This window comes from Aequorivita aquimaris (genome assembly GCF_001573155.1).
Lineage (GTDB): Bacteria > Bacteroidota > Bacteroidia > Flavobacteriales > Flavobacteriaceae > Aequorivita > Aequorivita aquimaris.
Map to the genome: position 1 here is coordinate 333,049 of NZ_JRWG01000001.1, position 13,608 is coordinate 346,656.

The following is a 13,608-nucleotide window of genomic DNA, read 5'->3' on the forward strand; positions in this document are numbered from 1 at the left end:
TAAATCATAAAAGGATGTTTTTATCTTAAAATATTTGAAAAAAGATCAATTCTCCCAAAATGGATCGGAATATTCCGGGGGCGTTTCGGTTTCGGAATGGATTTCCGCAATTTTTTCAAGTTGGCTTTCGGTAGCCACTTTTTGGATTTCATTGAAGAGGATACGTTCCTCAAAACGAATGTGCGCATCCAGTTCTTCTTCCAGTTGGCTCAGGGATTTCTCGGGATTGTCTGCTTCTTTAAAAAGCCGTTCCAAGCGCCTGTGTTCCTTCAAGGCGCGCACTATCAACTCATTGTTTTCATCCAAAACGGGAAAGACATACTTTTCCTCGGCTTCAAAATGTGGCTTTATTTCTTCCTCAAAAAACCAGGCGGCATATTTTTGAAGTCTTTCCGGAGCAATATTCTTGCTGAAACCTTTGCGCAATTTCCAACTAAAAAGTAGGCCAAAATGATGCTGGCGGCTCAAGGGCTGCAAGGCTTTGTGTCTTTTAATCGGTTTTTTCTTTTCCATTATTGAACGTATTTAGACCCAGATTTCTCGCGGATATAATTAATTTTAAACTGAAACATTTCAGCCATCTTTGATGCCCGCCATTTTGCCTCGTCGGCTATTTCACCCGTAAAATTTTCGTCTATGGTTTCAAACCATAATTGCAGCCACCGGTCAAAGTGTTCTTTATCAATGGGCATTTTTGCGTGTGGTGGAAATGGACTGCCATAGTAAGTATGCTCACTCAATAAAACAGTCTGCCAAAAAGTGTACATCTTTTCCAAATGTTGCGGCCAGCGGTCTTGGATATTACTGTTGAAAATTTCTTTCAGTAACTTATCCTCTCGTATTTTTCCATAAAAGGAATCTACCAAATGCTTTACGTCATCTAATTTCAGTATATCCTTCGTCATTGTATAATTCTAAATTTTCAAAAATGTTTCGCCTTCTTCCAAATTAGCCGCAAGTTTCATCACCAAGGTATTTTCGCACATTTGCTTCAAACCATTCCGCACGTCCATGAATTGATCGTGAACAGGACAGGGATGTTCCGATGAGCATTCGCGCAGGCCGAGGCTGCACCCGGTAAAGATTTGGTCACCGTCTATTTCAGAAACGATATCGGCCAATCTCAAAGTTGAATCCTTTTCCAAATAAAATCCACCATTCGGCCCCTTCTTGGATAGGATTATTCCGGCCCGCGCCAACTGTTGGCAAACTTTGGCCGTAAAAGGTTCGGGTGAATCAACTGCTTTGGCTATTTCCGTAATATTGGGACGCAAATCCTTTTGTGATTGTTTTGCGATAAAGAGCACCGCCCTTATACCATATTCACACGCTTTTGAAAACATACAGATTTATTTTTTTCAAAAGTAAGTAATAACAAATTTATTCAAGGATAAATCTATCTTAAAAAATGCCAGCCCCCTCTTTCGGTTTGGCAAGCAGGTTGAATTTTCTAATTGTGAAAACGCTTTTTAGCCTCGCGCTCCAAGGCTTCCCGATGATCTGGGTGTGCTATGGAAATAAGCGCTTTGGCACGTTGCTCCAATCCCTTTCCGAAGAGATTCACCACTCCGTACTCCGTAACCACATAATGCACGTGTGCCCTAGTGGTTGTAACGCTGGCGCCTTCCTTTAAAAAGGGGGTGATTTTGGAAATTCCTTTATTGGTAATCGAAGGCATCGCAATTATAGGTTTTCCGCCTTCCGAAAGCGAGGCGCCACGGATAAAATCCATCTGTCCGCCCACCCCGGAATATTGGTACATCCCGATGCTATCGGCACAGACCTGGCCAGTCAAATCAATCTCAATGGCGCTGTTGATGGCCGTAACTTTCGGGTTTCGGCGAATAATGGCAGTATCATTGGTATAACCTGCTTCCTTGAAATGCACAATCGGGTTGTCGTCAATAAAGTCGTATAATTTTTTGGTTCCCATTGCGAAACAGGTAACTATTTTTCCGGTTTTTATTTCCTTATCCTCTCCGGTAATTATTCCTTTTTCTACCAAAGGAAGGATGCCGTCGCTGAACATTTCAGTATGGATTCCCAATCGTTTATGGTTGCCCAGGTTGTGTAGCACCGCATTGGGAATATTGCCGATGCCCATTTGCAGAGTGGCGCCATCTTCCACCAATTCAGCAACATTTCTTCCTATGGTAGCCTCGATTTCAGAAGTTTCTCCTAAAATTGAAGCGTAAATAGGCGTATCTATTTCGACCCCGAAATCTACATTATTTATATGAATAATGCCATCGCCATGGGTTCTTGGAACGTTCGGATTGATGAGGGCAACCACACGTTTTGCAGTCTGGATAGCGGGCAGGGTAACATCAACCGAAACGCCAAGCGAACAATACCCGTGCTTATCCGGCGGTGAAACCTGAATGAAAGCTACATCCAACGGAAGAATATTTCTTCTGAAAAGCCAATGGATTTCACTTAAAAAGACTGGAATATAATCGCCGTGAATCGTGTTGACCCCTTTGCGAACATTATTGCCCACAAAACAACTGGAAAGCTTAAAAGCCTCCGTGTAAGGCGCTTGGGTGTATTTGGCTTCCCCGTGGGTATGGATTTGGATTATTTCAACATTTTTCAGCTCGCGATAACGCTCACACAAAGTGTCTATCAACAAGTTGGGCGTCATTGCCGCGCCCTGAAAAAATACGCGATTATTTGATTTTACTATGGATACGGCCTCTTGGGCGGAAACGATTTGCATAATTTTATTTTTATGCAAAGGTTGGGAATCTTATCTGCTTCTAAAATGATTTTAGTCAGATTTTAACGATTTAAAACGCAATATCACTCTGTGCCCTCTGTGCAATTCTTGGCGTTCTTTGTGGTTTTTTTCGTCGATACTTTTAACCACAAAGTTCACAGAGGGAGGCACGGAGAACACCCAAATGTTCTTGTAAAATCAGACCGAAACCTTGATGCACTCGGTAAGTTCATTTACTATTGAAATTCCCTTATCATTATTGTACCACACCTGTAGCATTTCCTTAAAGGCGTCGTCAATTTTTCCATGATGTTCCTTGTAATCAGCAACCAATTTTGTCGCAGCCCTCGAGCGCGGACCAAAAGTATTAATTACGTTGAAATCTTCATCAAGGATAATAACCACGGGAATGGAACGCGAACCATTGGTCAAAAATTCATCCATCAATTCCGGATTTTCATCGCGAAGTACGATTTTCAACTCGATGTTTTCCGAAAGTTGCGCAATCTTGTTTAGGAATGGAAGCGTTTGCGCCGCATCCCCGCACCACGATTCGCTGATTACCAGCCACGTCTGTTTTTCAGAAATGTTTTTGAAAACCTCCAAACTTTCTTCTGGAATTTCAGCGGTTTTGTCCAGTCGCTTGGTTCGGCTAAAATTCAGTTTTGTATAATCAATCTTTTCTTGGGTTTCTTCGCCAGTGGTGCGGTCTTCCGCCACCAATTGTTTGAAAAGCAAGTTGTATTCGGAATAATCCATTGCTTTTTTTACGGAGTTTTCTATTAAATTTTTCATCTTATTTTTTTACTTTTTTATAATCTTCATTGAAATATCCCCCACGATTTTCCTTTCGTTTCAGGGATTGCTGAATAATCAAATGCGCCACATTTACCATATTGCGAAGCTCTGAGAGCGCCGTATTCAATTTGTGTTTTTGGTAGAGTGCTTCCATTTCGAAATACAAAATTTCCAGTTGTGCCGACGCTTTTTCTAAATCGCTATTGTTCCGAACCACGCCTGCATATCTTCGCATCAACCGTTGCAATTGCTCCGTTTTTTGCTGAAGGATTTCAGAGCCTTTCAATAAAACTGTGCCTTCGTCATTCCATTCCGGAATGGCTTTGGTCGTGCGGGATGGCTTATGTTTACAAAGATACTGAAAAATGCAGTCCGCATATACCAAAGCTTCCAGCAACGAGTTGGATGCCAACCGATTGGCGCCGTGCAAACCTGTATATGAACATTCGCCACAGGCAAAAAGATTTTTCACCGAAGTCTTTCCATCCATATCCACAACCACCCCGCCGCACAAATAATGCGATGCGGGCACTACGGGAATCCAATCATTTGCCACATTGATGGTTCGCTGCAAACAAGTTTCGTAAATAGTTGGGAAGTGTTTTTTGAAATCGTCACTATCCAAATGCGTACAATCCAGAAAAACACACTCGTCGCCCGATTTTTTCATCTCGGAATCTATGGCGCGCGAAACGATATCGCGGGAAGCCAATTCGCCGCGTTCGTCATATTTCAACATAAACCGTTCGCCCTTTTTATTCCGAAGAAATGCTCCAAAGCCACGCACCGCTTCCGAAATCAAAAAGGAAGCGCCGTTGTTTCCGTCGTAAAGCGCGGTGGGGTGAAACTGTATAAACTCCATATTTTGGATGCGCGCCTTTGCGCGATAGGCCATCGCTATGCCATCGCCCGTTGCAACGGCCGGATTGGTGGTGTGCCCATAAACCCGCCCCATTCCGCCGGAAGCCAGCGTGGTGCAGTCGGCCTTTATCGTAAAAATATTCCCGGAAATCTGGTCCAAAACATAGGCGCCGTAACACGAAAGGTTCTCAGTTTTGTTTTCTGAAAAATGGTGTTCCGTAATCAAATCTATCGCAAAATGATGTGGCAGCAAAGTTATATTCGGCAGTTGATTGGCGCGTTCCAAAAGCGTGCGCTCTATCTCGTTGCCCGTGGTGTCTTTATGGTGTATTACCCTAAATTCGGAATGGCCCCCTTCCCTGCCGAGCGTCAGTTCGCCGTCGGCGTCGGTGTCAAATTTGGCGCCCCACGCCATCAGTTCCCGCAACCTTTTTGGGCCTTCTTTTATGACCATTTCCACAACAGCTCTGTCGCAAAGTCCGTCGCCCGCAATCAGCGTATCCTCAATGTGTTTTTGAAAGGAATCTTCTTTTAAGTCGAAAACTGCCGCCACACCGCCCTGCGCATATTTGGTGTTCGATTCCGATTGGTGCGCTTTGGTTACAACGGTGATTTTTTTCTTTGGAAATTCCGCCGCAAGTTTCACCGCAAGCGTCAAGCCCGCAGCGCCCGAACCGATAATCAAAAAATTGGTTTCCAGCATTATTTCGATAGTTCCAGCATCCGCTCAATGGGCAGAATGGCTTTTTTCCGTATTTCCTCCGAAACTTCTATCTGCGGGGTTTCGTGCAACAGACAGTCGTAGAGTTTCTGCAAAGTATTCATCTTCATAAACGCACATTCGCTGCATGCACAGGTGTTGTCCTCTTCCGCAGGCGCGGGAATCAACACGGCTTGCGGTACTTCCTGTTGCATTTTATGAAGGATTCCTGCTTCGGTGGCGACTATAAATTTTTCCGCAGGGTGTTTTTTCACATAATCAATCATGCCCGCCGTGGAACCGATATAGGTAGCGGTCTCCAAAATATGGCTCTCACTTTCGGGGTGCGCAATGATTTTCGAACCGGGGTGCTCTTTGTAAAGTTTCAGCAATTTATCCATCGAAAACGCTTCGTGCACAATGCAGGCGCCGTCCCAAAGCAGCATTTTCCGACCGGTTTTTTTCTGAATGTATTTTCCCAGATTTTTATCGGGCGCAAAAATAATCGGAACGTCCTTCGGCACGGAATTCACGATTTTTTCGGCATTGGAAGAGGTACAGATAATATGGCTCAAGGCCTTCACTTCCGCAGAACAATTCACATAGGTTATCACCACATGGTCCGGATGCGCCTCCACCAATTTCCGGAAAGCGTCTGGCGGACACGAATCTGCCAGCGAGCAACCGGCCATTAAATCGGGCAACAAAACTTTTTTGTCGGGGTTCAAAACTTTTGCCGTCTCGGCCATAAAATGTACGCCAGCAAAAACTATCATTTCGGCATCCGTTTCCGCAGCTTTTTGCGAAAGGCCCAAACTGTCGCCCACATAATCTGCCACTTCCTGAATTTCGGGCACTTGATAGTAGTGCGCTAGGATTACGGCGTTTTTCTGCTTTTTCAATTCGGTTATTTTTTGATGTAAATCCATCGGGAATCAAGTTTTAATTTTTTGAAGAAATGCTTTGAAAATAGGCGTTGCAACAATCAATAGCGAAACAAAAATCCCTATTCCAAAGATGAAAAATGAAATATAGTACGGCACGATTGAATCCTGCATTTCCGCAAACGATCCTTCCTTAGAAACGTACATCCAGTAGCTGCGCTTGGCCCCAGCAATTATCAAGGAAACGAAAAAGATAAACAGCGAAATGTTAAAGGCCACAAAACCCCGCATTACCCAACGGGTGTCCATTTTCAGCTTTGGCCGCAAATGTTGCGCGATAAAGAACAGCGCCGAAAAAAGTATCGTCGTGTTGATGCCGATCGTGGTCCCCATAGAATGCGCCACCGTAATATGCGTGCCGTGGGTAAAGAAATTGATGGCGGGAATGGAGAACAACAGCGCCAAAATAATGTTTATAAAAATCCAAAAATCGGTGGCCAGCAAAAACCGATAGGCCATGGGGTGGTTTTCCTTTTCTACCTTTAAAACAGAGCGTTTCCAATTGTAAATGATCGACGCCAAAACAATCCACTCGGTCATACTTATCGCATAGGCAACGTAGCGGATCCACGGCTGTGTGGGCAGTAAATAAGTGTGGTGCGCCCAGCCGAACATCAAATTGGTGAGTCCCAAAAAGTAGAAGAAAAACGCCATTTTATTGGTAGCCACGTCGGTATCCTTTTTGATTTTGGACATCAAATAAATTGAAATACCGTAAACCAGCATATTCCACGAACCCGTAAACGAGCCGGTTGATTTCCATTGTACGGCGAAATCTTTGATGAAATTCAACCTAAAAAAATCGAACAGCCAAAAATGCGCCTCCATCAAATGGTAGCACATAAAGGCGATGCCCGTGCCCCACATCCAAAAATAGACGGGCCAGCCTTTCATATTGGTGTAAAGCGTTTTGAAATAATTGATGCCGAAAAGTACCCAGCCCAGTAAAATCGGGATCATCAAAATGGGTTTAAATGCGAAATATTCGCGCCCCTCGGTATAATCGAAAGCAAAAGAGAAATAAATGGCAACACCCGTCAACAGGAAAAGTATGAAATGCAGCGATTGCAATTTGCGCGAAAAAAGCTCAAATTTTTCAACCGAAGCGATAAAGAAATAGATGCTGCCAGTGGCGGCGAGCACAATCCACGAAGTTTCCGAAGTAACGTGAAAGGGCCGCAGTTTGGAGAAGGGCACCGTTTCCTTTAAAAAATCGGGCAAGAGGTATTGAAACGATGCGGTTAACCCAAAAAGCATCCCCAAAAACAGGGCCGTTAGCGCAAACAACAAGAAATAGAGCGGCACTTTATTCTTCATTTCGATACTTTATTTTAACCCAGCCCGTGGCCTCGATCTCGGCGTCATAATTGGGGTAAATGCCCGTTTCATCCACCTGTTTCAGGTATTCCACGAGGGCATCCTTTTCTTCTTCGGTAAAATGAAACTGCGGCATACTCTTCACTCCGCTGTTCAAAAACGCTTTAATATAATTTGGGCCTTTGCCTTCTGTAGAATAAACGTTGGTTAAATCGGGGCCCAAATACCCGCCCAAACCGTACAATTGGTGACAGGACCAACAACGGTTGCTTTGGAACAGCTGCTGGCCTTTCACTGCCACTGGGGATAACTTTTCGACGGCCACGTAGCCGTCGGTATTATAGATTACATAGTTATAAAAGCCGAAAAGGGCGAGCAAAATCGCCATAATAAAAATATAAGGCCTTGGATTGGAGACCATTTCAATTTGAATTATTTGGGCATAAAAATACCTTTTCACTGCTGTGCGAAATATGATATTTATCAGTTTTTAGGACTTAAACATCTTTTAATTTCGTACTTCCCAAAAATCCCTCGAATTCACTTTGCATTTCAACTTCATTTCTAAAAAAATATGGTCAACAACCAACTACTAAATCCGAAAAGTATCGCCATAATCGGTGCTTCGAATGACACCAGAAAACCCGGTGGCAATATGCTTAAAAATATTCTCGCCGGAGGGTTTGCGGGAAATCTTTACGCGGTGAATCCAAAGGAAGAAAGAGTTCAGGGCATAAAAAGTTTTTCTGAAGTAATGGAAATTCCCCAAACCGACCTCGCCATTCTTGCCATTCCCGCAAAATACTGTCCCGAAACGGTTAAAATTTTAGCTGAAGAAAAAAATACGAAGGCTTTTATAATCATTTCCGCAGGTTTTGGCGAAGCTGGTGAACAAGGAAAACAATGGGAGCAGCAGATAGTTTCTACGGTCAATTCGGTTGATGGTTGCCTGATTGGCCCAAACTGCATCGGCGTAATCACCGAAAATTACAAAGGCGTTTTTACCGCTCCCGTGCCGCAATTCAACCCAAAGGGATGCGACCTCATCTCGGGGTCGGGCGCCACGGCAGTCTTTATTATGGAGGCAGGCATGGCGCTTGGCGTTTCCTTCGCGAACGTATTTTCCGTTGGAAATGCAGCCCAGACGGGCGTTGAGGATATTTTGGAATATATGGACGAAAACTTCGATGCCGAAAAAGACCCGTTTATAAAACTGTTGTATCTCGAAACCATTTCCAACCCGCAAAAGCTGTTGAAACACTCTTCGTCCCTCATAAAAAAAGGTGCGAAAATTGCAGCAATTAAAGCAGGAAGCACCGCCGAAGGCAGCCGCGCCGCCACTTCGCACACGGGCGCCATTGCCAGTAGCGATATGACGGTGCGCGCGCTGTTCCACAAAGCGGGGATTGTGTATTGCAGCAGCCGCGAGGAACTGCTGAGCGTGGCCTCCATTTTCAACTACAAAAAACTGGAGGGGAAAAACATTGCCATCATTACCCACGCCGGCGGTTCGGCGGTGATGCTGGCCGATGAGCTTTCAAAAGGCGGCCTAAAAGTTCCCGAAATATCCGGGCCTGATGCCGAAAAGCTGAAAACCTTCCTCTACCCCGGCTCTTCCGTAGCCAACCCCATCGATTTTTTGGCCACGGGCACTGCCGAACAATTGGGCATCATCATCGATTATTGCGAACACAAATTTGACAACATAGACGCGATGGCCGTGGTTTTCGGCAGTCCGGGACTTTTTGATGTGGAAAATGTTTATAATGTATTGAGCGTGAAGCTCGAAATCTGCAACAAGCCCATTTTTCCCGTGCTGCCTTCCGTGATAAACGCACAGCGCGAAATCCAATCGTTTTTGAAGAAAGGACACATCAACTTCCCCGATGAAGTGGTTTTGGGGAAAGCCCTCTCCCAGGTTTTCAATACGCCCGAACCTGTTTCCGAAGCAATTTCACTCCCGAAAATTGACATCGAAAAAATACGAGGCGTTATCAATACGGCTTCCGAAGGTTATTTGGATGCCGCCCAAACGCAGAAGCTGTTGGATGCGGCAGGAATTCCACGGGTTACGGAACTGGTGGAAAATTCAAAGGAAAAAATGCTCGCCGCGATGGATTCCCTGGAATTTCCTGTGGTGATGAAGGTCGTGGGCCCGCTCCACAAAAGCGACGCAAAAGGCGTGGTGCTGAACATTACTTCAAAAGAAGAAGTTTCGGAAACCTTTGATAGGCTAATGCAAATAGATTCAGCAACGGCGGTAATGGTGCAGCCGCAACTGGCGGGACTGGAATTGTTTGTGGGCGTAATGAAGGAGCCGGGTTTCAACCACACCATTCTATGCGGTTTGGGCGGGATTTTTATAGAAGTGCTAAACGATGTTTCGGCAGGTTTAAGCCCTATTTCAAACAACGAAGCCCAGCAAATGGTACAATCGCTTCGCGGGTATAAACTCATTCAGGGTGCGAGGGGCCGAGAGGGCGTTAACGAAAACCAGTTTGTGGAAATCATCCAACGGCTTTCGGCTTTGGTGGAGGCCGCCCCGGAAATTACCGAAATGGACATCAATCCGTTGATTGGCACCCGGAAAAATATTGTTGCCGTGGATGCGCGGGTGCGGGTGGGTCATTAAATAAATTCAGCAAATTATTCAATAAAAATTTTGTAGTTTTGTATCCGAATAGATACACTGTTTTCAAGATGTATTTTATTGAAAAGACTATTGAATTTGATAAATGGCTTGGATAGTTGAAAGACCTTAAAGCTAAGTCAAAAATACTTTTCCGAATTCAAAAAATTGAAAGCGATGGCCATTTTGGCGATTGTAAATCTGTGGGCGAAGGAATAATGGAAATGCGGATAAATTACGCGAAAGGCTACAGGGTCTATTTCAAAGAAGTCGATGGCAAAATAATTCTTTTACTTATCGGTGGCAGTAAATCAACCCAACAAAGAGATATTGCAAAGGCAAAAACAATTTGGAAAAAATTAAACCAGTAGCACAATGGACACTTCACGATTTGACATTGCAGATTATTTAGACAATAACGAGATGATTGCGGAATATCTCAATACTGTATTGGAAGAAGGAGATACAGACGATATGATTACCGCGATCGGACAAATTGCAAAAGCTATTGGAATGACAAAAATAGCCGAGGAAACTGGCCTGAGCAGACCCAGCCTGTACAAGGCGTTATCAGATGGAGCCAAACCACAGTTTGCAACGGTTATGAAAGTATTAAAAGCGATTGGAGGACAGATACAGATTAATCCGGTTCAATAAGATGGCATTTTAATGGATAATAATTTCTAAACCGCCCAAACCACAACAAGCAATAGCGTCAAAAACGCCACGAGCAGCACCTTCCAAAAAGCATTCGCCTTTTTAAGCTCCATAAAAAAGAATGCCACGCCAATAAATTTAAAAATTACAATACCAAAATAATGACGGCAATCTATGCCAAACTAAATTTATCGCGCTTCTTAAAAATCCTTCCGCTTCGCTATGCGCCAAATAAAGAAGGTCGGCACAACTACCCAAACAATTAGCATCGCAAAGGAAAGCAACAGTCCAAAACTGGTGCCGAAGAATTTTTGGAATACCGCACCGGTATAGCCCAATAATGCCGAAATGTCGAGTTTTAAAAGTATCAAAACCCGCGACAGATCTACTGGGTTCAGCATGGTTGCGATGAGTGAAAACTTATCCAGCGGATAATCCTCAAAATATAAAAGCGACATCAAAAAGATACCGTCATAAATTACGGCCATAAACAACCAAAGCAGAATGGCATAACCAAAACCTTTGATTTTGTTTTCATTGGAAAGGGCTATAACGAAAGCCAGTGCGGTAAAAATAAAGGTTAGAAATCCGCCTGTAACCAGCAGAAGTGTAAAATCCCAAATGGCATTGCTGTTGAAAATTCCGTAGAAAACAAAAGGGAGGCCCAAGCCAATCACCAAGCTCATCGCCAACGAGGTGGCGACTCCAAAATATTGCCCCAAAAAGATGGAGCTCCGTTTTACGGGCTGTGCCAAGAGCAGCTCCGTAAATTCACGGGAATTGTAATAATACATCACCCCGAAAATAGTGCCGATTAACGGTACCAAAATGATAATTACGTTCATTAGGGTTATCACCGCTTTTGAGAGGTCGTTGTTCAAAAATAAGAGCACCACGCCCAGCAGTAAATAGAACAGAAAATATACGTAGCTCCAGCGGCTTCGCATTAAATCGTAAAAACTGTATTTTAGTATCTTAAGCATAACTTGAGGATAAAATGGAGGCTATGGCGTGTTCAAAATCGGGTTGTTCGGTCTTGGTTTTCAGTTCGGTAATGGTTCCCTTAAAATAAATTTTTCCTTCCAAAAGAAAAACTATCTCGTCGGCAATTTCTTCTACAAAACTCAAAATGTGCGAGGTGACCAAAATGGTTTTTCCCTTTTCCCTTTCGGAAAAAATCAAGTTCTTCAACCGCAGATGCGAGATGGGATCGAGGCCGCTCGTTGGTTCATCGAGAATTATCAGAGGACTGTCAAACATAAACGTAAGCACCAAATTCACTTTCTGTTTTGTGCCGCCCGAAAGGTTTGCCAATTTTTTATTGAGAAAGGGTTGCAACTTGAAAAGCTCAATCAACTCTTCATCCTTGGTAGCTTTTGAATCGCGCAGATCCTTGATCATCGCGATAAGCTCATTCACTTTCAGGTTGCCGGGGAAATTGGCTATTTGCGGTAAATAGTCAATTTCATTTCGGTATTTGAAATTGTTTTTCAACGGTTTTCCATCTACGGAAATCGCTCCGGAATCTGGCAGTACCATTCCCAAAATACATTTGATGAGGGTGGTCTTTCCCGAGCCGTTTGGCCCAAGGACAGAGAAAATTCCACCGCGCTCAATATTGAGGTCGATGCCCTTGAGCACTTCGTTCTTGCCAAATTTTTTATGTAAATCCTTAACTTCTATCATGTTTTATGGGCTTCATTTTTGGGTTTTCATCCACCAAATTATCGGGCGTGAAAACGGGGGAAACTTTTTCTGAAAAATCAATAATGTCTATAAAAAGGCTTCGCAATAGAATGATGGTTTCCGGAGTACGGTTAACAATATATGAAAACAGTTTTACCGGACGGTAGGGCACATCGCCAATTCCGTCTTTGTTAAGGTCGTAACCCGTATAATTGCTCCAATAATTATTGTCGAACTCATTGTCGTTTATATTGCTGTTATAGGAAATATCGAAAGAGTTGTAAAGAAAGTTGTTCTCTTTAAAGGAATTGGCATAACAAGCACCACGCACCTTTATGGCCCAACCGTTGCTTATAAAATCGTTGTTGTGATAGGTTACCCTGTTGCTGCCCTCAAGATTGATTCCCACGGTATTTTCCTTAAAAACATTGTTGGAGATAGTGGCATCGTTTATTTCTTTTAGCAAAAGACCGAATGCTGCGGTGCCCCAGTTCTCCTTAAAGACGTTGTTCTTCATTTCTATAAACTTCGAAAACATCACGGCCACGCCCGCTCCATTGTTCTCAAAAGTATTGTACTCGTAAATATCGTTGTTGCTGAACATAAAGTGCAGCCCATATCGCAGGTTGTTCCGACTGAGATTGTGGCTGATTCTTATATTGTCTGAAAATTCCAAATAAATCCCGTCGCGAACGTTCTGCACGTCATTACCGCGCACCTCAACATCGTTGCAATACCAAAGTTGGATGCCGTTGCCGGAATTGTATTCGTTAATGGCATCGCCTTTTATGGTGTTGTTTAACACTTTTCCGTTATCGGACCTTTCCAGATAAATTCCGAAGAAAAGTTTCTCAAGCTGGAGATTTTGGATGAGATACCCATTCTTTTTAATTACGCGAATGGCGGCGTAATCCGAGGTATAGCTGGTGCCGACATTTATAATTTTGAAACCGTCCACCGTAACGTTGTCGGCCACTATCTTAATGATTTCACCTTTGTCTTCTCCGTCGATGGTTGGCAGGTTTTCGCCTAGTAGAATAATGCTTTTGTCCACTATAATATTTACTTCCTTGTAAATTCCCTTTTTCACCAAAACTGTATCGCCATCTGAGGCTTGGTTTATACCTTCCTGAATTGTTTTAGCCTCACAGGTACTGCAAACATTTATGGTCTTGCCCATAGCGGCAGCGGTTGCAAAAAGCAAAATAACCAGCGTAAATATGTGAAGTGTTTTTTTCAAAATAGTTTCAAAATTTGGCAATACCGGAGCATTTGCCGTGAACGGGTTTTATAAAAA

The 13,608-nt window shown here is 43.5% G+C and carries 15 protein-coding genes; 3 read left to right on the forward strand and 12 right to left on the reverse strand.

What is annotated here, in order from left to right; genetic code table 11:
- Window positions 1-45 precede the first annotated feature (45 nt).
- The 9 genes from LS48_RS01510 to LS48_RS01550 all read right to left on the reverse strand — a co-directional run bounded on the left by LS48_RS01510 (window position 46) and on the right by LS48_RS01550 (window position 7,799).
- Entirely contained in the window at window positions 46-513 is a 468-nt protein-coding gene (locus tag LS48_RS01510) for a hemerythrin domain-containing protein (RefSeq protein ID WP_062619255.1), read from the reverse strand.
- Window positions 513-905 (reverse strand): group III truncated hemoglobin, encoded by a 393-nt coding sequence (locus LS48_RS01515; RefSeq protein ID WP_062619257.1) that lies wholly within the window; start codon window positions 903-905, stop codon window positions 513-515. Before LS48_RS01515 ends, LS48_RS01510 begins: the two co-directional genes overlap by 1 nt.
- A 9-nt stretch (window positions 906-914) precedes the next feature.
- Window positions 915-1,343 carry an RrF2 family transcriptional regulator gene (locus LS48_RS01520; RefSeq protein WP_062619260.1) on the reverse strand — a complete coding sequence of 143 codons (429 nt, stop codon included), beginning with the start codon at window positions 1,341-1,343 and terminating at the stop codon, window positions 915-917.
- A 107-nt stretch (window positions 1,344-1,450) separates the two neighbouring features.
- Window positions 1,451-2,719 carry an acetyl-CoA hydrolase/transferase family protein gene (locus LS48_RS01525; RefSeq protein WP_062619262.1) on the reverse strand — a complete coding sequence of 423 codons (1,269 nt, stop codon included), beginning with the start codon at window positions 2,717-2,719 and terminating at the stop codon, window positions 1,451-1,453.
- Between the two features lie 198 nt (window positions 2,720-2,917).
- Window positions 2,918-3,514, reverse strand: a complete 597-nt coding sequence (locus LS48_RS01530) for a thioredoxin family protein (RefSeq protein WP_062619264.1) — start codon at window positions 3,512-3,514, stop codon at window positions 2,918-2,920.
- Window position 3,515: 1 nt separating this feature from the next.
- Entirely contained in the window at window positions 3,516-5,081 is a 1,566-nt protein-coding gene (gene nadB, locus LS48_RS01535; protein WP_062619266.1) for an L-aspartate oxidase, read from the reverse strand.
- Complete coding sequence (nadA, locus tag LS48_RS01540; RefSeq protein WP_062619268.1) at window positions 5,081-6,007, reverse strand: quinolinate synthase NadA; 927 nt, start codon at window positions 6,005-6,007, stop codon at window positions 5,081-5,083. Before nadA ends, nadB begins: the two co-directional genes overlap by 1 nt.
- Window positions 6,008-6,013: 6 nt before the next feature.
- On the reverse strand, window positions 6,014-7,339 hold the full coding sequence (locus tag LS48_RS01545; RefSeq protein ID WP_062619270.1) for a cbb3-type cytochrome c oxidase subunit I: 1,326 nt from the start codon (window positions 7,337-7,339) through the stop codon (window positions 6,014-6,016).
- Complete coding sequence (locus LS48_RS01550; RefSeq protein WP_062619272.1) at window positions 7,329-7,799, reverse strand: c-type cytochrome; 471 nt, start codon at window positions 7,797-7,799, stop codon at window positions 7,329-7,331. Before LS48_RS01550 ends, LS48_RS01545 begins: the two co-directional genes overlap by 11 nt.
- Before the next feature lie 114 nt (window positions 7,800-7,913).
- Here LS48_RS01550 and LS48_RS01555 point away from each other — a divergent pair, with 114 nt between their 5' ends.
- The 3 genes from LS48_RS01555 to LS48_RS01565 all read left to right on the forward strand — a co-directional run bounded on the left by LS48_RS01555 (window position 7,914) and on the right by LS48_RS01565 (window position 10,625).
- A complete protein-coding gene (locus LS48_RS01555) occupies window positions 7,914-9,971 on the forward strand; it encodes an acetate--CoA ligase family protein (protein ID WP_062619275.1) in 2,058 nt (685 codons plus the stop codon).
- Between the two features lie 116 nt (window positions 9,972-10,087).
- A complete protein-coding gene (locus tag LS48_RS01560; protein WP_235810994.1) occupies window positions 10,088-10,339 on the forward strand; it encodes a type II toxin-antitoxin system RelE/ParE family toxin in 252 nt (83 codons plus the stop codon).
- Between the two features lie 4 nt (window positions 10,340-10,343).
- Complete coding sequence (locus LS48_RS01565; protein ID WP_062619278.1) at window positions 10,344-10,625, forward strand: addiction module antidote protein; 282 nt, start codon at window positions 10,344-10,346, stop codon at window positions 10,623-10,625.
- A gap of 200 nt (window positions 10,626-10,825) precedes the next feature.
- Here the strand turns inward: LS48_RS01565 and LS48_RS01570 are convergent, their stop codons facing one another.
- From LS48_RS01570 to LS48_RS01580, 3 genes are read right to left on the reverse strand one after another with little or no spacing between them, the layout of a single operon-like run.
- Window positions 10,826-11,608 (reverse strand): ABC transporter permease, encoded by a 783-nt coding sequence (locus LS48_RS01570; protein WP_045080008.1) that lies wholly within the window; start codon window positions 11,606-11,608, stop codon window positions 10,826-10,828.
- Window positions 11,601-12,311 carry an ABC transporter ATP-binding protein gene (locus LS48_RS01575; protein ID WP_045080009.1) on the reverse strand — a complete coding sequence of 237 codons (711 nt, stop codon included), beginning with the start codon at window positions 12,309-12,311 and terminating at the stop codon, window positions 11,601-11,603. Before LS48_RS01575 ends, LS48_RS01570 begins: the two co-directional genes overlap by 8 nt.
- Window positions 12,298-13,491: a nitrous oxide reductase family maturation protein NosD gene (locus LS48_RS01580; RefSeq protein ID WP_062619762.1), complete on the reverse strand. Its 1,194-nt coding sequence runs from the start codon at window positions 13,489-13,491 to the stop codon at window positions 12,298-12,300. The genes LS48_RS01575 and LS48_RS01580 overlap by 14 nt, the downstream gene beginning before the upstream one ends.
- Between the last annotated feature and the right edge of the window lie 117 nt (window positions 13,492-13,608).